Annotated in this window: 14 protein-coding genes and 1 pseudogene; 5 read left to right on the top strand and 10 right to left on the bottom strand. The window is 69.3% G+C overall.

The genetic code is table 11. The annotated features are described in order from the left end of the window. Positions 1 to 71 precede the first annotated feature (71 nt). The 3 genes from B7K20_RS05350 to B7K20_RS05340 form a co-directional block, all read right to left on the bottom strand. On the bottom strand, positions 72 to 938 hold the full coding sequence (locus tag B7K20_RS05350; RefSeq protein ID WP_159449334.1) for an endonuclease/exonuclease/phosphatase family protein: 867 nt from the start codon (positions 936 to 938) through the stop codon (positions 72 to 74). 133 nt (positions 939 to 1,071) lie between these two features. Next, positions 1,072 to 1,485: a DUF1684 domain-containing protein gene (locus tag B7K20_RS05345; protein ID WP_371327863.1), complete on the bottom strand. Its 414-nt coding sequence runs from the start codon at positions 1,483 to 1,485 to the stop codon at positions 1,072 to 1,074. A gap of 237 nt (positions 1,486 to 1,722) precedes the next feature. Further along, complete coding sequence (locus tag B7K20_RS05340; RefSeq protein WP_084101306.1) at positions 1,723 to 2,265, bottom strand: TetR/AcrR family transcriptional regulator; 543 nt, start codon at positions 2,263 to 2,265, stop codon at positions 1,723 to 1,725. Between the two features lie 117 nt (positions 2,266 to 2,382). Here B7K20_RS05340 and B7K20_RS05335 point away from each other — a divergent pair, with 117 nt between their 5' ends. The 3 genes from B7K20_RS05335 (at position 2,383) to treZ (ending at position 7,213) form a co-directional block, all read left to right on the top strand. After that, positions 2,383 to 2,814, top strand: a complete 432-nt coding sequence (locus B7K20_RS05335; protein WP_084101304.1) for an organic hydroperoxide resistance protein — start codon at positions 2,383 to 2,385, stop codon at positions 2,812 to 2,814. Positions 2,815 to 2,963: 149 nt separating this feature from the next. Beyond that, a complete protein-coding gene (gene treY, locus B7K20_RS05330; RefSeq protein ID WP_084101302.1) occupies positions 2,964 to 5,483 on the top strand; it encodes a malto-oligosyltrehalose synthase in 2,520 nt (839 codons plus the stop codon). Continuing rightward, on the top strand, positions 5,480 to 7,213 hold the full coding sequence (gene treZ / locus B7K20_RS05325) for a malto-oligosyltrehalose trehalohydrolase (RefSeq protein ID WP_084101300.1): 1,734 nt from the start codon (positions 5,480 to 5,482) through the stop codon (positions 7,211 to 7,213). The genes treY and treZ overlap by 4 nt, the downstream gene beginning before the upstream one ends. On the opposite strand, the gene B7K20_RS05320 is transcribed toward treZ, so the two are convergent. From B7K20_RS05320 to gndA, 3 genes and pseudogenes are all read right to left on the bottom strand, one after another. Further along, positions 7,210 to 7,395 (bottom strand): hypothetical protein, encoded by a 186-nt coding sequence (locus tag B7K20_RS05320; RefSeq protein WP_084101299.1) that lies wholly within the window; start codon positions 7,393 to 7,395, stop codon positions 7,210 to 7,212. The genes treZ and B7K20_RS05320 overlap by 4 nt on opposite strands. 64 nt (positions 7,396 to 7,459) lie before the next feature. Next, the gene (gene zapE, locus B7K20_RS05315) at positions 7,460 to 8,437 is read right to left on the bottom strand and encodes a cell division protein ZapE (RefSeq protein ID WP_084101297.1); all 978 of its coding nucleotides are present in this window, start codon (positions 8,435 to 8,437) and stop codon (positions 7,460 to 7,462) included. An 89-nt stretch (positions 8,438 to 8,526) separates the two neighbouring features. Next, positions 8,527 to 10,047 (bottom strand): annotated as a pseudogene (gndA, locus tag B7K20_RS05310) (NADP-dependent phosphogluconate dehydrogenase); the annotation flags it as partial. 29 nt (positions 10,048 to 10,076) lie between these two features. Here gndA and B7K20_RS05305 point away from each other — a divergent pair. Both B7K20_RS05305 and B7K20_RS05300 read left to right on the top strand, forming a co-directional pair. Then, the gene (locus B7K20_RS05305; RefSeq protein ID WP_084101293.1) at positions 10,077 to 10,637 is read left to right on the top strand and encodes a DUF3000 domain-containing protein; all 561 of its coding nucleotides are present in this window, start codon (positions 10,077 to 10,079) and stop codon (positions 10,635 to 10,637) included. Beyond that, a complete protein-coding gene (locus B7K20_RS05300) occupies positions 10,634 to 11,905 on the top strand; it encodes an HRDC domain-containing protein (RefSeq protein WP_084101291.1) in 1,272 nt (423 codons plus the stop codon). The genes B7K20_RS05305 and B7K20_RS05300 overlap by 4 nt, the downstream gene beginning before the upstream one ends. A 132-nt stretch (positions 11,906 to 12,037) precedes the next feature. Here B7K20_RS05300 and dxs read toward each other — a convergent pair whose 3' ends face one another. The 4 genes from dxs to B7K20_RS05280 form a co-directional block, all read right to left on the bottom strand. Next, positions 12,038 to 13,903 carry a 1-deoxy-D-xylulose-5-phosphate synthase gene (gene dxs, locus B7K20_RS05295; protein ID WP_144018548.1) on the bottom strand — a complete coding sequence of 622 codons (1,866 nt, stop codon included), beginning with the start codon at positions 13,901 to 13,903 and terminating at the stop codon, positions 12,038 to 12,040. Between the two features lie 251 nt (positions 13,904 to 14,154). Beyond that, complete coding sequence (acnA, locus tag B7K20_RS05290) at positions 14,155 to 16,965, bottom strand: aconitate hydratase AcnA (protein WP_084101289.1); 2,811 nt, start codon at positions 16,963 to 16,965, stop codon at positions 14,155 to 14,157. 74 nt (positions 16,966 to 17,039) lie between these two features. Next, positions 17,040 to 18,236 carry a class I SAM-dependent RNA methyltransferase gene (locus B7K20_RS05285; RefSeq protein ID WP_084101287.1) on the bottom strand — a complete coding sequence of 399 codons (1,197 nt, stop codon included), beginning with the start codon at positions 18,234 to 18,236 and terminating at the stop codon, positions 17,040 to 17,042. Further along, positions 18,233 to 20,128, bottom strand: a complete 1,896-nt coding sequence (locus B7K20_RS05280) for an APC family permease (RefSeq protein WP_144018547.1) — start codon at positions 20,126 to 20,128, stop codon at positions 18,233 to 18,235. The genes B7K20_RS05285 and B7K20_RS05280 overlap by 4 nt, the downstream gene beginning before the upstream one ends. Between the last annotated feature and the right edge of the window lie 15 nt (positions 20,129 to 20,143).

Below are 20,143 nucleotides of genomic sequence, written 5' to 3'. Positions count from 1 at the left end.
GGTGAGGCTCCTTCCGAGGGACGCGCCCTCGCGTCGTGGGGGCCGCGATGACCCCGCTCACCTGAATGGTTTCAACCGCCGGTGGCCGACGCCAGGGACGCAGGTCCCGTCACCAGATCCACCACCAGCGCACGGTGATCGGCATCCGTCAGCGCGACCGAGTCGACGGACGTCGCCACCCATCCATCGGCCCGTGCGAGCACGTGATCGATCGCGACCACAGGGAAGCCTCCGCGACCCTCGGGGAACGTGAAGACCGAACCGGCTCCCGCCTGGTCAGCCGCATCCTCGTAGCCAAGGCGCTCGAGCCGCATCAGCGCCGCGTGGTCGCGCGTGGCGTTGAAGTCACCTACCGCGATGACGTCCCCCGTCAATGAGCCGAGCGTGCTCTCGAGCGTGGCCAGGTCCGCGTCCCAAAGCCGCTGCTCCCAGAGCCCTGGCGCCGCGGGGTGAACCGCCACGACCGTGACGGCAGCCGATGGAGCATCGAGACCCATCCGCACCGTGTGAGCAGTCGTGCCGGGGATCTCCGCGGCGTCGGTGACGGGAAACGAGCTCCAAACGCCGATTCCGGCGAACCCCTCGGCGGGTGCGGCAAAAGAGTGGGGAAGCACCTCGTCAAGACCAGCCTCGTTCAACGCATTCACGGCTCCCGGCGTCAGTTCCTGCACCGCAAGTATGTCCACGCCGCGGTCCCGCACAAGAGCGACGACCTCGCCGGGCGACACGCGCCCGAACGTCGCGTTGACGGACGCCACCGTGACCAACGCGCCGTCTGCCTGTGGCGGAGACTCGGCGGTGGCGAGCGGAACTTGCGTCGCGCCTCCCCAAACCATCGCCGCCATCGCCGCTCCCACGAGCCACCACGACCGAGCGGCGAGGCCCGTAACGAGAGGAACCAGCAACGCCACCACGCACCACGGAGTGAGTGCGATCAATGCCGCTAGCGGACCCACCTGCCACGCCAGAGCCCGCGTGATCAAGACGCTGGCGACTCCCCCGAGCGCGAGCCACCCCACGACCAAGGCTGCTCGACGCCAGGCCAGCCGACGCATCGGCCGTCTATCGGCGTCAGCCGAGCGCGACGTAGCGCTCCCCCACCTCGACGGGGACGTCGAGGCGATTGCCCGGTCCCGGCAACGGGCACACCCAGTCGCTCGAGTAGGCGCACGAGGGCTGGAAGGCGAAATTCAGGTCGATCACGAGTGCTTCGGTGCCGCCGCCCAAATCCGCGCCCTTCACCGTGTCGAGCAGGTAGCGGCCACCGCCGTACGAGGACGGAGACGCGTCCTTAAGCGGCACGAACACGCCGCCCCCATACGAGTCCAGCCACCACACGTCGAGGCTGCCGAGATCGCCAAGCGTGACGCGTCCGATGCGCTCGAACGGCACCACACCGTCGGTCGCGGTGGGCACCTCGCGGCGCTCGGGCTCCGCCGCCTGGACCGGCACCTCGAAGCGCCAGTCTGGATCGTAGGGAGCCACGACGGGAGAAAACGAAGATCGGTGCTCCGCTGGTACGGGTGTCGCCGGGTGCGCCGCGAGGAGCTCAGCACGCCCTTCGATCCACCGCGCGTGGGCTGCGGCCGGATCGGGGGTCGCGCGTACCTCCGCGTAGAGTGCGGCGACATGCCGGCGCCAATCGAGGACGTGCCAGGAGTAGTGCATGGCTCGACCGTACGCGACGGACCAGGCCCGCGACAGCACGTCCGTACACAACCCCTATGCAGCGACGAGCGCCTCGATGCCTGCGGCGAGCTCGTCGGCGGCGCGCCGCGGATTGCCCGTCACGTAGCCATCGACCAGGGCGCCGTCGCGCAGCATCATGACCTGGCGCGCCACATCCTCGGGCGACGCCGCTCCCCTGTCGCGCGCCCACGCGGCGATCGCGTCGATCATCCAGTCACGAAACCTCACCACCACCTCGCGCACGGGGTGATCGGGGTCGGGATATTCGGCCGCGGCATTGATGAACGGGCACCCACGGAACCCGGGACGGCACATCTCGTTCTCGAAGATCGCGGCGATCGCGCGCGGCTCCCCATTTGCTGAGTGGCCGAGCCCCTGGACGCGCTCCAGTTCCGCCTCGAGGTACGCCACCACTAGAGCGTCCTTCGAGGGAAAGTGCCGATAGAAGGTGACCTTGGAAACGCCCGCGTCGGCCAGGATCCGGTCGGCACTCACCGCACGAATCCCATGGGCGGTGAAGAGGTCCGATGCCGCGGCAAGGATGTCCTCGCGGGCCCGTCCGCGTGTGGTCGCCATGGCAGCTCCTCAAAGTTTCCGTGTCGTGGGAATCATCCCACGCTGTGGTGGGTTATCGTCTATGTAGACGTACTAGTAACCCTACTTATCGAACGCCACCCCACGAGGAGTCATTCCATGGACAAGCCCAAGGTCTTCTACACCGCCACCGCCACCGCCACCGGAGACGGGCGCAACGGTCACGTCGCCACCGACGACGGCCTGGTCGAGTTCGAGCTCGCCACCCCCAAGCCGTTCGGCAAGCAGACCAAGACCAACCCCGAGCAGCTCTTCGCCGCCGGTTTCTCCGCATGCTTCAACTCCGCATTCCAGATGACCGCGAAGAAGGCGAAGGCTCCGCTGACGGACTCGCAGGTGACCGCCAAGGTGGGCATCGGCCCCGTGGGTCTCAAGGGAGGGTTCGGCCTCGCGGTCACCCTGCAGATCCGCACCGAGGGCCTCGACCAGGCCACCGCCCAGCAGCTCGCCGAGGCTGCACACGAGGTCTGCCCGTACTCGAACGCCACGCGCGGCAACATCGAGGTCAAGCTTGAGGTCACCGCGGCGTAATACCAACCCCACCCCATCGGGACCGCACGGGCCCGGTCGGTGCCCCACGGCATCGGCCGGGCCTTCTGCTCCACTCCAGGAATGAGAAACACCCCCGACACGCTTATCTGGGAGGATGACAATCAAGCGTTGGAAAGGGCCACAGCTGCATGTCTGAGATCAGTCACGAAACGACCCGCCGCCTGGGACACAGGGCCGAGGCGGCGATACCGATCTCGACATACCGCCTGCAACTGAGCGAATCCTTCACGTTCGCCGATGCCGCGGCCAGGCTGAACTATTTCTCCGCCCTGGGCGTCACTCACCTGTATTTGTCACCCATCCTCGACGCCGCACCGGGCTCCACTCACTTCTATGACGTGGTGGATCACTCGCGCATCTCGCCGGTTCTCGGCGGCATCGAGGGCCTGCGCGACCTGGCGTGGAAGGCCGGCGAACACGGCATCGGCCTTATTGCCGACGTGGTGCCCAACCACATGGCCGTCCCCACGCCCGCGTACTTCAACAAGGCACTGTGGTCCGTGCTCGCCGAGGGTGAGGAGTCCGACCACGCCCACTGGTTCGACGTCGACTGGTCCGGCGGAGACCCGGTGCTGATGCCCGTGCTCGGCCAGCGCATCGGCACCGTGCTGGCGAATGGTGAACTCACGCTCGACACGATGGTGGTACCCGGCTTCGAGGACGCGGGCGAGGTGCCCGTGCTGCGCTACTACGAGCACGTGTTCCCGGTGCGACCGGGCACCGAGAACCTGCCGATGGCGATGCTGGTCGACCAGCAGTACTACCGCCTCGCGTATTGGCGTGTGGCCAACGAGGAGCTCAACTATCGGCGCTTCTTCGACGTGGGCTCCCTCGTGGCCGTGCGCGTGGAGGATCCCGATGTGTTCGACGCCACCCACCGCGTGATCGTCGACCTCATCAAGGACAACACGCTGCAAGGCCTGCGCATCGACCATCCCGACGGACTCGCGGACCCGGCCGGCTACCTCCAGCGCCTGTCAGACGCGACCGACGGCGCCTGGGTGGTGGTCGAGAAGATTCTCGAGGACGAGGAGCGCCTGCCCACCTCGTGGAAGACCGCGGGCACCACCGGCTACGACGGGGCCTGGCGCGTGGGCGCACTGCTGCGCGACCCGGCCGGCTCCTCTCCCCTGGCCGCAACGCTGCACCGTCTCACCGGCGACGCGATGGGCACACTGCCGGCGATGATCAACGAGGCCAAGCGCGAGATCGTCAAGGAGTCGCTGTCGAGCGAGGTCCACCGGCTCGCCACCATCGCCCACACCATCTGCACCACGGACGTGCGCCTGCGCGACCACACGTGGCGGGCGCTGTACGACTGCCTGCGCACGCTGCTGATCACGTTTGACCGCTACCGCGCCTACGTCGTCGCGGGTGTGCCGCCCAAGCCCGCGTCGCTCGAGGCGATCGACCATGCCGCGGAGCTCGCCCGCGCCCAGCTCGACGCCGAGCGCCACGAGACGCTGGAGGTCGTCATTGACCTTCTGAAGGGCGCCGAGGTCGGATCCGCCGGCCGCACCGACGACGCCAACCGCCGCGAACTCATCACCCGCTTCCAGCAGGCCTGCGGCGCAGTCATGGCCAAGGGCATCGAGGACACCGCCTACTACCGCTGGACACACTTGTTGCCGCTGTGCGAGGTGGGTTCGCCCGCCTCCCGCTTCGCCCTCCCCCCGGCCAACTTCCACGCGTGGGCCGACGAGCAACAGATTCAGTATCCCCACGGCATGACCGGTCTCACCACTCATGACACCAAGCGTTCCGAAGACGTCCGCGCGCGCCTGTCGGTGCTTTCGGAGGCCGCCGACGAGTGGGACGCGCTCGTCACGCGCCTGCAGGCCGCGACCGAGGAGATGCGTCCCTCCCTGCTGGACGGGCGCACCGAGAACCTCTGGTGGCAGACCCTCGCCGGCACGTCCGACGAGCACTCGTTCATGGAGTGGGACCGCCTGGAGGGGTACCTCGTCAAGGCGATGCGCGAGGCAAAGACTCACACCACGTGGACCTCGATCGACGAGTCCTATGAAAGCTCCGTGTTGTGGTTTGCGCAGGCTACCCACGCCGACCACACCGTGCGCTCGCTCATGACCGAGTGGCACGAATCCGTGGCGGCGGGTGTGCGGGCACACATCCTGTCGATGAAGCTGATCCAGCTCACCATGCCCGGCATCCCGGACACCTACCAGGGCACCGAGACACTGGCGCCCTCGCTCGTGGACCCGGACAACCGCCGGCCTGTCGACTACGACGCGCTCGCCGAGACGCTCGAGCGCGTCACGAGCGGCGCGAAGCCCCGCACGCTGGCCGAAGAGAAACTACTGGTCACGGCCCGCGCCCTGCAGACCAGGCGAGATCATCCCGAGGCGTTCACCGGCGACGACTGCGGATACGTGCCGCTGCCCTCGTCCTCGGGTCACGCTGTGGTCTACGCCCGCACCGACGGTGAGTCACCCCAGGTCATTACCGCCGCGACGCGCCTTGGCCTCGACCTTGAGAAGTTGGGCGGGTGGCGCGAGCACACGGTGACTCTGCCCGAGGGCCGCTGGCGCGACGTCCTCAGTCGGCACGCGTTCGAGGGAGGCACGGTGGAACTGCACGCTCTCCTGGGCGCACGGCCCGTCGCCCTCCTGGTGAGGGAGGACGCATGATCGCGCGGGCGTGGGCGCCGCACGTCGACTCCGTGGGGCTCGTCGTCGGCACGGCCGATGCGGTGGTCACCCCCTTGGAGCGGGGTACCGATGGCTGGTGGTCGGGTCCCGATCTGCCGCCGGGCACGGATTACGGCTACATCGTCGACGGTGAGGGCCCCTGGCCTGACCCGCGCTCGGCGCGCCAGCCCGGCGGCGTGCACGGCCTGTCACGCGTCTACGACACGTCGCGCTTTTCGTGGAGCGACGGCGCATGGTCGGGCACCGACGTCCTGGGCAAGGTCTTCTACGAGCTCCACGTGGGCGCTTTCACGCCGCAGGGCACGCTCGACGCCGCCTCGGCTCAGCTGCCGGCGCTGCGATCGGTCGGCGTCGACGTGGTCGAACTCATGCCACTGGCGCCGTTTCCCGGGCGCCACGGCTGGGGCTATGACGGCGTGTCGCTCTACGCGGTGCACGAGGCCTACGGAGGCCCCGAGGCGCTGCAGCGCTTTGTGGACGCCGCTCACCGGGCGGGCCTCGCGGTCTGCCTCGACGTGGTCTACAACCACCTGGGTCCCGACGGCAACTACCTGTCCAAGTTCGGCCCCTACTTCACCGACGCCCACCACACTCCCTGGGGTTGGGCGGTGAACCTCGACCAGGACGATGCCGACGGCATGCGCCGCTATATCTGCGACAACGCGCTCAGGTGGTTCGAGGACTTCCACGTCGACTGCCTGCGGCTCGACGCCGTCCACGAGCTGGCCGACGACTCCGACCGTCACATCCTTGCCCAGCTGAGCGACGAGACCGCGGAGCTGTCCGCGCGCATCGGCCGTCCGCTTTCCCTGGTCGCGGAGTCCGACCTCAACGACGAGCGCATGGTCACCCCCACCGCCGAGGGCGGCCTGGGGATGACCGCGCAGTGGAACGACGACATTCACCACGCGCTGCACGCTTATCTCACCGGCGAGCGTCACGGGTATTACGTCGACTTCGGCTCGCTCGAGACGCTCGACAAGGTCTATCGCGAGGTGTTCTGGCACAACGGCACGCACTCGCCGTTCAGGGGGCGTGAGTGGGGTCAGCCCGTCTCGCCTCAGACGGACCGGCGGAAGTTTGTCGCGTTCGCGTCGAACCACGATCAGGTGGGTAACCGCGCGATCGGCGACCGTCCCGCGTCCTCACTTGCGCCGGGCGCCCAGGCGGCGTCCCTCGCGGCGATCCTGCTGTCGCCCTTCACCCCGATGCTGTTCATGGGCGAGGAGTACGGCGAAACCAGGCCGTTCATGTTCTTCACTGACCACGACGAACCCCTGGGCACGGCGGTGTCCGAGGGCCGCATGAGCGAGTTCGGCGGCCACGGGTGGGAGGAACTCTACGGCCGCGAGGTCCACGTGCCTGATCCTCAGGACCGGACGACATTTTTGCGCTCCAAGCTGGGCGACGGGGTGGGCGCGGACCGCGCCCACAACGAGGCGCTGCGGGACTGGGTGGCGACCCTGATGGCGCTGCGCTCGCGCGTGTCCGACCGCGCCGCATGGGCGCAGCATCCGGCAGGCGCGAGCGAGTCCTCGCCGCGCGTGCTCACGCTCAACGGCCCGGTGACGATGCACGCCAACCTGACCGATGCATCGGCCGTCGTCACCGACGGCGGAGAGCTGGTGGGATCGTTCGGAAGCGTGACCGCGCTGACGGGCGGCTTTGAACTCGCGGCCGATGCCGTGGCGCTGGTCGCGCAGACCTAAGCGTTGAGCGCGACGAACACGTCGTAGATCAAGAAGGCCGGCCACACGAGGGCCTGGAGCAGCGCGCCCACGTGTTCCCAGAAGCCGTCGGCGACGTTCCAGAAGTACACCGCGGAGCCGATCATGCCCAGGAAGTAGAAGCCTCCGCCGGCGGCGGCGCCACCGTTGTTGGTGCTGCTCATTCTGTCCCCCTCACGGTCGCTACTGCCTGTTGTAGCAGTCGGAGGGCATCGGCGCGCGCTGGCGCTACTCCCCCGCGACCATCGCGAGCATGCGGCTGAGGGCTCGGTAATACTTCTTGCGGTAGCCGCCGCGCAGCATGTCCTTGGTGAAGACCTCGCCAAGAGAATGCCCGGAGGCGACGATGCGCACGTCCCGGTCGTACAGGCGATCGACGAGCGCGACGAGGCGGAGGGCTTGCGCCTGGTCCGTCAGCGGCGCGACGCCTCGGAGCCCCAACACCTCGATGCCGTCGACGTATGCCCCGAAGCGGCTGGGGTGGACGTGCGTGAGGTCCTCCATGAGTGCGCCCCAGTCCTCGCAGGCGGCACCGTCGGGAAGCCCTGCGGCAATCACCTCCTCGACCTTCGCGGGCGTGGGGAACGTCAGGTCGCCACGGCCGCGATAGTCGGGGCCGTCGATCGTGATGACGTCGAAGACGCTCGAGACGGCCTGGATCTCCCGCTGAAAGTCGTCGGCGGCAAAGCGCCCCTGGCCGAGCGAGCCGGGCAGGGTGTTAGATGTCGCGGCAAGCGCCACGCCCGCATCGGCCAACTCGCGCATGAGGCGGGCCATCAAGACGGTGTCGCCCGGGTCGTCGAGCTCGAACTCGTCGATGCAGACGAGCGCGAACTCCTGGAGCGCGCGGCGGGTGCCCTGGAAACCGAGTGCTCCGACCAGTTGGGTGTATTCGACGAAGGTGCCGAAGGCCGCGCGCTCGCCCACGTCTCGCGCGAGCGAGGCGAGCAGGTGGGTCTTGCCCACCCCAAACCCGCCATCGAGGTAGACGCCGCGGCCGGCGCTCGAGCGGCGCAGCAGGCCCCGGCGGCCAATCCCCTTGGCGAACGCTCGCACCGCATCTCGCGCCTCGCGTTGGCTCGGAAATTCCGGATCGGGAACGTACGTGTCGAAGCTGGCCTGCGAGAAGTGGGGCGGGGGGACGAGGGCGGCGATCAGAGCGTCGGGCTCGACATGGGGCCTCCGTCCGACAAGGCGGGCGGTCATGGCTCACACCCTAGTCAGCGCGGCCGCAGGGCAATGCACGACGCCCCGGTCACCGCGAGGGTGACCGGGGCGTCGCGTGAAGGAGTGGCTTAGGCCTCGACCTCGGTGCGGTCGCCGCCCCACAGCGTGTGGAAGGTGCCTTCGGCGTCCACGCGCTTGTAGGTGTGAGCGCCGAAGAAGTCGCGCTGTCCCTGGATCAGGGCGGCAGGCAGGCGCTCGGCGCGCAGCGAGTCGTAGTACGACAGCGACGAGCCGAAGGCGGGCGCGGGCACACCCGCAAGCGCGGCCTGCGACACGACTCGGCGCCAGGCGCCCACGCCGTTGGCGATGGCACCGGCGAAGTAGTCGTCGACCAGCAGCGACGCGAGCGAGTCGTTGCGCTCGTAGGCCTCGGTGATGCGGTCGAGGAAGCGGGCGCGAATGATGCAGCCCTCGCGCCAGATCTTCGCCATCTCGCCGCGCTTGATGTCCCAGCCGTACTCCTCGGAGGCGGCCTGGATCTGGTCGAAGCCCTGGGCGTAGGCGACCACCTTGGACGCGTACAGCGCGAGGCGCACGTCCTCGATGAAGCCCTTGCGATCCTTGATGTGGAAGTCGCCGGCGTTGCCCACGAGCACGCCGCGGGCGGCTTCGCGCTGCGCGGTCTGCGAGGAGATGGCGCGAGCGAAGGTGGCCTCGGCGATGCCGGTGACGGGGGCGCCCAGGTCGAGCGCAGACTGCACGGTCCAGCGACCGGTGCCCTTCTGGCCCGCCTCATCCACGATCACGTCGATGAGCGGCTTACCGGTCTTCGCGTCGACCTGCTTGAGCACGTTCGCGGTGACGTCGATCAGGAACGAGTCCAGGTCGCCCGTGTTCCACTCGGCGAAGATGTCGCCGATCTCGGCGGGCGTGAGGTTCAGGCCTGCACGCAGCAGGTGGTAGGCCTCGCCGATGAGCTGCATGTCGGCGTACTCGATGCCGTTGTGCACCATCTTGACGAAGTGACCGGCGCCGTCGGGTCCCACGTGGACGCAGCAGGGAGTACCGTCCTCGGCCTTCGCGGCGATCTTCTCGAGGATGGGGCCCAGGGTCGCGTAGGACTCAGCGGGTCCGCCGGGCATGATCGAGGGACCGAGCAGCGCGCCCTCCTCGCCGCCGGAGACGCCGGCGCCCACGAAGTGCAGGCCCTTCTCCTTCAGCGCGGCCTCGCGGCGACGCGTGTCGGGGAAGTGCGCGTTGCCCGCGTCGACGATGATGTCGCCCTCTTCGAGCAGCGGGGTCAGCGCGTCGATGACGGCGTCGGTGGGGCCACCGGCCTGCACCATGATGACGACGGTGCGGGGCTTCGCGAGGGCCTCGACGAAGTCCTCGAGGGTCTCGCAGCCGATGAACTCGCCCTCAGAGCCGTGCTCCTCGATAAGTGAGTGCATCTTCTGCGGCGAGCGGTTGTGCACCGCCACCGTGAAGCCGTTGCGGGCGAAGTTGCGCGCAAGGTTGCGCCCCATCACCGCGAGTCCTGTCACACCGATCTGGGCCTGAGCCATGTTCCGTCCTTGTCGTGTCCGGGGAAGGTGGTCTGTACCGCGCTCCAGCCTAGTGCGCTCGCGTCGCGTGGCGAACCGGGGCGCCGCCTGGGCGCACGCCTAGGCTCGGACGTATGCCCCAGGACTTCGAGCAGGCGCCGCCGGACTTCCGCGCGGCGCTGCAGTCGCTCGCGTCCGCACGCACCCGCACCGACGTGTCTCTCGCCGAGGCCCCCGCCCCGTCACGCATCGCCCCCTATGCGGTGGCCGTGACCGGTGAGCTCCAGGCCGAGGGCGCGGAGGCCACCGGAAGGTTCGTCCTCCTGCACGATCCCGCGGGCCACGACGCCTGGGACGGCGTCTTCCGCATCGTGGCGATGGTCAAGGCCCAGGTCGAGCCCGAGATCGGCGCCGACGACATGTGGGCAGAGGTCGCTTGGTCGTGGCTCCAGGAGTCACTCGACGGCGTCCCCCACCACGCGAGCGGCGGCACCGTGACCAAGGTGACCAACCGCTCCTTCGGCGACCTCGCCGAGCGCGAGGACGAGGTCCACGTCGAAGTGCGGGTCTCGTGGACCCCCGAGGACACCGACATGGCGCCTCACGTCCGGGCATGGACCGATCTCTTGGCCGCCTGCGGAGGCGTCCCCCATCTTCCAGAAGGAGTCACCATGCTTCCGGGACGCCACGCATGAGCGACGCCCCCACCGACGCCCCCACCCCGCCCACTGGCGGCGACGAGGCAACCACGGCATCGGCCATTCCCCTGACCGAGCCGGCCGGCGGCGTCCCCCAGGTCATCACCACCGTCGAGGGGCTCGAGCGCGTGGCGGCGGCTTTCGCCGCCGCAACCGGCCCTATTGCGGCCGATGCCGAGCGCGCCTCGGGTTTCCGCTACGGCCAGGCGACGTACCTGGCTCAGTTCAAGCGCGAGGGCGCGGGTATCGCGCTCATCGACACCGCGGCGCTACCTGACCTGTCGATCCTGAACGAGGCCTTCGGCGACGCCGAGTGGATCTTCCACGCCGCGAGCCAGGACCTGCCCGGCATGCGGGATCTGGGCCTCACGCCCGCCTCGGTTTTCGACACCGAGCTCGCCGCCCGCCTGCTGGGCTGGCCCAAGGTCGGCCTCGCGGCGGTCGTGGAGCGCGAGTTGGGACTCGCGCTCGCCAAGGAGCATTCAGCACAGGACTGGTCCACGCGGCCGCTGCCCTACGACTGGCTGGTGTACGCCGCGCTCGATGTCGAGATCCTCATCGACCTGCGGGACGGCATGTACCGCCACCTCGAGGAGGCAGGCAAGCTCGAGTTTGCGCGCCAGGAGTTCGAAGCGGTGCGCCTGGCGCCCCCGCCGCCGCCGCGCGTGGAGCCGTGGCGGCGCACCTCTGGCTCGCACCAGATCCGCGACCAGCGCGGCCTGGCCATTGTGCGATCGCTGTGGGAGGAGCGTGACAAGGTCGCGCAGAAGCGCGACATCTCCCCCGGCCGCGTGCTCCGCGACGCCGCCATCACGGCCGCGGCGCAGGCCAAGCCCACCACGCTGGCGGCGCTGTTGCAGGTGCGCGAGTGGCAATCGCGGGGCACCAAGCGTGCCGCGCCCCGCTGGTTCCCCGCCATCGAGCGCGCCCTGGCCCTGCCCGACAGCGAACTGCCCGCCAAGCGCGGCCCGCGCGGTGACGGTCCGCCACAGCCGCGCATCTGGAAGGACAAGCGCCCGGAGGCTGCGGCTCGGCTCGATGCGGCCCGGCCGCGGCTTCTGGAACTCGCGGAGCGCATCGACATGCCCGTCGAGAACCTCCTGCAGCCCGATGCCATGCGCCGCGCCTGCTGGGAGCACCGCGGCGGTGGAGAGGAAGAGATCCGCGCGCTGCTCGCGTCACGCGATGCCCGTCCGTGGCAGATCGACCTCGCGGCGCCTCTGATGGCGGAGGCGTTCGCCGAGGTGGCGGCCGCCGCGGAGTAGGACGCGAGGCGCTGCCCCCCCCCGATAATCTGAACCGGAATGGGCCGCGCCACGCCGGCGAGGGCGCGCTACGGTCCCTGATGAGCGGCGCGTCGCCGCTCGATCCGGTTCAGGCTGTCAGTCGGGGACAGATCAGTCGAGCGCCGCGATGACGCCGTCGGCGATGGCGGACGCGTCGAGGCCCACCTGCTCGACAATCTGATCACGCGAGGCGTGCGCGAGGAACTCGCGGGGCACGCCGTGGTGCACCCAGGTGCCGGAGCCGCCCGTGAGGCGCGCATACTCGGCCCACTCCTGGCCGATGCCCGCGTCGACCAGCCCGTCCTCGATGGTGACGATCAGCTCGGCGCCCGCGGTGAGCTCCTCGAGCCCGTCCGGCACCGGGTGGACCCACGTCGCGGTCGCAGCCACGACGGAGACGCCGTCGGCGGCGAGCTTCGCGGCCGTGTCGATCGCGGTAGCGGCCATCGATCCCAGGCCCAACACCACCACGCGGGGGCCGTCGGCCTCGGAGACAGATTCAGACAGCACGTCCAGATCCCCCACCGCACGCACGGCCGGCAGGTCGTCGCCCACGGGGCCCTTGGGGTAGCGCACCACCGTGGGGGCGTCGTCCACGTCGATGGCGTCGCGGAAGGCACGGCGCAGCGTGGATGCGTCGCGCGGTGCGGCGATACGCAGGCCCGGGACGTGCCTCAGTAGCGCCATGTCCCACATGCCGTTGTGGCTGGGGCCGTCATCGCCGGTGATGCCTGCGCGGTCGAGCATGAAGGTGACGCCCGCGCCGTGCAGGGCGACGTCCATCAGGACCTGGTCGAAGGCGCGGTTGAGGAAGGTCGCGTAGACGGCGACGACGGGGTGCATGCCCGCGAAGGCCAATCCGGCCGCGGACGTCACCGCGTGCTGCTCGGCGATACCCACGTCGATCACGCGGTCGGGGTAGGCGTCGGCGAGGGGCTGGAGGCCCACGGGCGCGAGCATCGCTGCCGTGAGCGCCACCACGTCGTCGCGCTCCCCCGCTACCTGCAGGATCTCCTCCGCGAACACCTTGGTCCAGCCAAAGCGGGATGGCTTGACGGGCAGGCCGGTCTCGGGGTGAATGCGCCCCACCGCGTGGAACCGGTCGGCGACGTCCTCCTCGGCGGGCGTGTAGCCGCGACCCTTCTCGGTGAGGACGTGCACGATGACCGGGCCGCCGAAGGACTTCGCGTGGCTGAGGGCAGCCTCGACCTGCTCGAGGTTGTGTCCGTCCACGGGGCCCACGTACTTCAGGCCCAGGTCGTCGAACATTCCGGGGTCGGCGATGAGGCCCTTCACCGCACGCTTGCCGTGCATCACGGTCTGATAGGTGAAGTTGCGCCACGGCCCGCGGCCCTCGAAGGTGCGCTTGCCCCAGCCCAGGAACTGTTCGTAACGCGGATCGGTGCGAATGCCGTCGAGCCTGCGGGCCAGGCCACCGATGGTCGGGGCGTACGAGCGGCCGTTGTCGTTGACGACGATGACCACACGGTCGTGTGACGCCGCCACCGAGTTCAGCGCCTCCCACGCCATACCGCCGGTGAGAGCCCCGTCGCCGATGACCGCGACGGTGGTGCGCTCGTCCTCGCCGCGCAGCGTGTGGCCGCGCGCGATGCCCGCGGCCCACGACACGGCGGTCGAGGCGTGGGAATTCTCGACCACATCATGCTCGGACTCGGAGCGCTGCGGGTAGCCGGCAATTCCGTCGCGTGTGCGCAGCGCGGAGAAGTCCTGCCGGCCGGTGAGCAGTTTGTGCACGTAGGACTGGTGACCGGTGTCGAACACGATGGGGTCGCGCGGCGAGTCAAACACGCGGTGGAGGCCAAGGGTGAGCTCCACCACGCCGAGATTGGGGCCCAGGTGGCCACCCGTGAGCGACACCGAAGACACCAGGTAGTCGCGAATCTCCTGAGCGAGTTCCGTGAGTTCCTCGGCGGTCAACGAGTCGAGATCCCGGGGTGACTCGATGCGCTCCAGCACGCGGTTCTCCTGACGTTCGGCGGGCCCGCCGCGAGGCGAGATCTGACGGTTCGCACGTCGCCTCCAAGCGCGACATACGGTAAACGACCACTGTACGGGTCCTGCGGCGCGCCGTCGCACACGCCACGGTCTTCATACGGCCGTGTTCACACGGCCGCGTCCATAGGGCCGCCCCCACGCGACCGCGCGCCCGCTCCCCTCACGGGAACACGGGCGCGCGGAGCGATGCGGGACGAGCCCGCGAGAGGGCCTTACGCGCTCACGAGCGAGCGCAGCACGTACTGCAGGATGCCGCCGTTGCGGAAGTAGTCGGCCTCACCGGGCGTGTCGACGCGGACCACGGCATCGAACTCGACGACCGAGCCATCGGCCTTCGTAGCCTTGACCGGCAGCGACTTGGGGTGCTCGCCGTTCGAGAACGAGGACACACCAGGGATGTCGAAGGTCTCGGTACCGTCCAGGCCCAGCGACGAGGCGGACTCGCCTGCCGGGAACTGGAGCGGAAGGACGCCCATGCCGATGAGGTTCGAGCGGTGGATACGCTCGAAGCTCTCGGTGATGACGGCACGCACACCCAGCAGGCGCGTGCCCTTGGCGGCCCAGTCACGCGACGAGCCCGAGCCGTACTCCTTACCGCCCAGCACCACCAGCGGGGTGCCGGCCGCAGCGTAGTCCTGCGCGGCGTCGTAGATGGTGTCCTGCTCGCCCTTGATGAAGTTGTACGTGAAGCCACCCTCAACGCCATCGAGCAGCAGGTTCTTCAGGCGAATGTTCGCGAACGTGCCTCGGATCATCACCTCGTGGTTGCCGCGACGCGAGCCGTACGAGTTGAAGTCGCGACGCTCCACGCCGTGCTCGGCGAGGTAGACACCCGCGGGGCTGTCGGGCTTGATCGCGCCGGCGGGCGAGATGTGGTCGGTCGTGACCGAGTCGCCCAGCAGCGCCAGCACGCGGGCGCCGGCGATGTCCTCGACCGGCTCGGGCTGGGCGGCCATGCCCTCGAAGTACGGGGGCTTACGCACGTAGGTCGAGTCGTCGGCCCACTCGAACGTCTTGCCGTCGGGCGTGGGCAGCTGCTGCCAGCGGGCATCGCCGGCGAACACGTCCGCGTAGTCCTTGGCGAACATGTCCTCGGTGATCGACGAGCCGACGATCTCCTCGACCTCGGCGGCCGAAGGCCAGATGTCGCGCAGGAACACGTCGTTGCCGTCGGTGTCCTGACCCAGGGGGTCGGTCTCGAAGTCGTGGTCCATGGTGCCGGCCAGCGCGTAGGCGATGACGAGCGGCGGCGACGCGAGGTAGTTCATCTTCACGTCGGGGTTGATGCGACCCTCGAAGTTACGGTTACCCGACAGGACCGAGACGACCGCGAGGTCGTTGTCGTTGACCGCCTGCGACACCTCCTCGGGCAGCGGGCCCGAGTTGCCGATGCACGTGGTGCAGCCGTAGCCGACCAGGTGGTAGCCCAGCGCCTCGAGGTCGGGCCAGAGCCCGGCCTTCTCGTAGTAGTCGGTGACGACCTGCGAGCCGGGCGCCATCGACGTCTTCACCCAGGGCTTGACGTTGAGTCCGCGCTCGTTGGCGTTGCGCGCCAGCAGCGCGGCAGCGAGCATGACCGACGGGTTCGAGGTGTTGGTGCACGAGGTGATCGAGGCGATCACCACGGCGCCGTGGTCAAGAGCGGTCTCGGTGCCGTCTGCCAGCGTCAGCGGTACGTGCTTGTGCGGGCGGCGCTTGCGGATGTCGGCGCTGGACTCGCGCGGCGCCGGAGCGTCATTCGCATGAGCCTCCGCGGCGATCGGGTCGGACGCGGGGAAGGTCTCCTCGACGGACTCGTCGAGCCCGTGGAGCTCCTCGTGCTCCGCGTAGTTCAGGATCGACTTGCCGAACGACGCCTTGGCATCGGTGAGCTCGATGCGGTCCTGCGGGCGCTTGGGGCCGGCGATCGACGGGACGACCGTCGACAGGTCCAGTTCGAGGTACTCGGAGAACACCGGCTCGACGTAGCCCTCGGCCGAGGGGTCGTGCCACATGCCCTGTTCCTTGCAATATGCCTCGACAAGCGCCACCTGGTCCGCGGAGCGGCCAGTGAGCTTCAGGTAGTCGATGGTGACGCCGTCGATCGGGAAGATCGCGGCGGTCGAGCCGAACTCGGGCGACATGTTGCCGATAGTCGCGCGGTTGGCCAGCGGCACCGCGCCCACGCCCTCGCCGTAGAACTCGACGAACTTGCCCACCACGCCGTGTTCGCGCAGCATCTGGGTGATGGTGAGCACCACGTCGGTGGCGGTCGCGCCGGCAGGGATCGCGCCGGTGAGCTTGAAGCCCACCACGCGGGGAATGAGCATGGAGACGGGCTGGCCCAGCATGGCGGCCTCGGCCTCGATGCCGCCCACACCCCAGCCCAGCACGCCCAGGCCGTTGATCATGGTGGTGTGCGAGTCGGTGCCCACACAGGAGTCAGGGTAGGCCTGGGTAGCGCCGTCGACGTCCTTGGTCATCACGCCGCGCGCCAGGTACTCGAGGTTCACCTGGTGGACGATGCCGGTGCCCGGGGGCACCACCTTGAAGTTGTCGAAGGCGGTCTGGCCCCAGCGCAGGAACTGGTAGCGCTCGCGGTTGCGCTGGTACTCGAGGTCGGTGTTGCGCTCCAGCGCGTCCTTGCGTCCGAACACGTCGATGACCACGGAGTGGTCAATGACCATCTCCGCGGGTGCGAGCGGGTTGATGACCGAGGGGTCACCGCCCAGCTCCGCGACGGCCTCGCGCATGGTCGCGAGGTCCACGACACAGGGCACACCGGTGAAGTCCTGCATCACCACGCGCGCGGGCGTGAACTGAATCTCGGTGTCGGGGTCGGCCTGCGGGTCCCACGTCGCGAGGGCGTTGACGTGATCCGCGGTGATGTTGGCGCCGTCCTCGGTGCGCAGCAGCGCCTCGGCGAGGACCTTGAGTGAGAACGGAAGCTTCTCCAAACCGGGGACCGCCCCGAGTCGGTAGATCTCGTAGGACTTTCCGTCCACATCCAGTGTGGCCTTGGATCCCAGCGTGTTCTCGCTCATGCAGCAACCTCCCATAGGTTCGTGTCCGCCGCCATCCTATCGGCCATCACGACGCCGTCAGACCCTTGGGGCGGTCAAAGGGAGGTAAAGGTCGCTACCGTCTCGACGTGGTGCGTCATGGGGAACAGGTCGAAGGCCTGGGCGTCCTCCAGGCGGTATCCGCGCTCGGCCAACAGCGCCGTGTCGCGGGCGAGCGCCACGGGGTCGCACGCGACATATACGACGCGCGGTGTTCCCGTCGCCGCGAGAGCCTCGAGGGTGCGCCGGCCCGCACCCGAACGTGGCGGGTCGACGACAACGGCGTCAGGACGGCCGATGCCGTGGTCGAGTGTGCGACGCACGTCACCATGGACGATCCTCGCCTCCGGATACGCGTGGAGGTTGCGCCTGGCTGCGCGAGACGCGCCGCGATCCGCCTCGACCGAAGTGACGGTCCGGCCGCTCGCCGCAAGCGGCAGGCTGAACAGACCCGCGCCCGCGTAGAGGTCGGCCACGCTCGCGGCGTCGCCCACGCGCCGCAGCACCTCCGACACCAAGAGCTGAGGGGCGCCCCGGTGGACTTGCCAGAAGCCGTCGGCGTCGACCTTGTACTCCCACGTCTCGCCGTCGATGGTGACGCTCTCGCGCAGGGTGCGCGGCGCGTTGGAACGGCTGTCCTTCTTGCCGGCACGCCACGGGGCGCCGTCGACCACCACGCGCACGGTGCCGTCACTGCCCTGAGCGACCTGGACGCGCGCGCCTGCCGGGAAGCGAGAGCCGACGAGCGCCTCCTCGACCTCGGGCACGGCCAGCGGCATGGCCGCGATCGCGTGAAGCGTGTCGCTGCGGTGCGCGTGCATCGCGGCCTTGCCCTCGGCATCGGCCGTCGCGCTCACCCGAGTGCGGTAGCGCAGGCCACCCGCGTCGTCGTCGCCCTCCACGGCCGTGACGGTGCCCTCAAAGCCCCGCCCGGCGAAGCGTTCGAACGACTCCTGCACCACGGCGAGCTTCCACTCGCGCTGCGCGGCGAGGGCCACGTGTCCCAGTTCGCCGCCGCCCACGCCGCCGGGGCCCGCCTCGGGCCAGGGCGACTCCACGCGATCGTCGGAGGCCTCGAGGATCTCGACGGCATCGGCCCGCCACAGTTTGGCGTCCTCACCTGCCTCGGTGAGCCGCGCACGCACGCGCTCGCCGGGCAAGGCGTGGCGGACGAAGACCACACGGCCCTCGTGACGGGCCACGCAGTGGCCGCCGTGGGCGGGCGCCCCGACGGTGAGTTCGATATCGGTCACGGCAGCTGCTCCCCTGGTGCGGGCGCCTCTTCGACGGCGACGGCCTCACGGGCGGATTCGAGGTGCCACGGCACCGCGGCCACGACGACACCCTTCAGCCCCAAGAGCTGGTCGCGCAGGCGCGTGGTGGCGCGGTTGTGCAAGAAGCTCTCCCACCAGCGGCCCACGATGTATTCGGGGACGTACACCACGACCACCTCGCGCGGGTTGGTGCGGTGGATGCGACGGATGTGGTCAAGCACCGGCGCCACGAGGTCGCGATACGGCGAGTCGAGCACCACCAGCGGCACGCCAGAGTCGATCTTGCCCCACATGCGTTGCAGCTCCTGGGTGCCCTCGCGCTCGGTCTGGACGGCCACGGCCTCGAGCGACGAGTGGCGTGCTGCCTTCGCATACGCGAGGGCGCGGATGGCGGGCCGGTGGAGCTGGTTGACGAGGACCACGCCGTGCGTGGCGCTGGGAAGCGCGACCGCGAGGTCCGCCTTCTGCAGGCGCACGTCCGCGCGCACCGCCGCGTAATGCTTGTTGACGGCGTGCATGAGGACGATGAGGATCGCGATGAGCGCGATCGCGATCCAGGCGCCGTTGAGGAAGTTGAAGACCGCGACCACGATCCACACGAGCGCCGCGACGACCGCGGCCACGGTGTGGAGGACGCGGCGTGCCTGCAGCGTGGCGCGCGTCTTGGACTCCGTGGCGAGGCCCAGCTTCGCGGTGGTCCATCGCACCATCGCGATCTGGCTCATCACGATGGCGGCGAAAACGCCCACCACGTACATGTGGATGAGGGTCTCGACCTCGGCACCCGCGAAGACCACGCCCGCCGCGGAGAAGCCCGCGATGATGAGGATGCCTCCGCGCAGCACCAACCTGTCGTTGCGCTGGGACAGCTGGCGGGGCAGGTAGGCGTCGCGCGCGAGGATCGCGCCCAGGCTCGAGAAGCGCCTGAAGACGGACATGACAGCGACGTAGAGGATGCCCGCGGCAAACAGCGCGATGATCCACACGGCGGCGGTGAAGTCGAAGACCTCCTGCGCCACCTGGAGCAGGATGGGGCCCTTCGACCAGCCGGTAATCCGATACAGCCACGACAGCAGCGCGACCACGAAGAACGCCAGGGCGGAGGCGATGACCGCCAGCATCAGCGTGCGACCGGCGCGCTTGGCGCGCGGTTCGGCGTGGTTTGGGGCGGACGCGGCGAGGTGCTCGATGCCCGTGACCATGACGGCGCCCGAGGCGATGGCGCCCGCGTAGGCGAACCAGATTGACCACGTCTCGGGGGCGTTGGGGGCGATCGGGGAACCCACAGTGTGCTGGCGAGCGACCCCGAGCGCGAGCATCACGGCGATGACGACGAGGAAGCCGAACCAGACCGCGAGCAGCAGGCGGGCCCGCTCGCGCACCACGCGCAGCGCGACGATCGTGATAAGTCCCACCAACACCACGCCCACGAGCGAGTCATACGGCTGCAGTTCGGGGATCATGAAGGCGATGATCTGCGTGATCGCTGCGACGGACACGGCGACCGTAAAGAGGTAGTCGACGAGCACCGCGGCGCCCGTCACCACTCCCGCGCCGCGGCCCAGCACGTCGCGCACCAACCCGTAGTCGCCCAGGTCGTCGGGGCGCGCGTGGATGTTGGAGCGGTACGCGGCCGCCAGGAGCAGCATGATCGCGACCACGCCGACCGCCATGAAGGGGATCGCACCCTGCTGGCTGCCGCGACGCAGGGCATCCACCACGGCATCGGGCGCATACGCGACGGCGGAAAGAATGCCGGCGCCGAACACCGGAAGGGCCAGGCGCGAGCGCAGCGTCACCGGCACGGCGGCGTCGGTCGCGACGGGCGCCCCGAACACGAGGCGTCGCAGACGATCCCCAACTCCTGTCACGTCGCACCATCCTAG

It is taken from the genome of Demequina sp. NBRC 110051 (assembly GCF_002090055.1).
Lineage (GTDB): Bacteria > Actinomycetota > Actinomycetes > Actinomycetales > Demequinaceae > Demequina.
The sequence above is the reverse complement of the archived record's forward strand: the minus strand, read 5'-3'. Positions and strand labels throughout refer to the sequence as shown.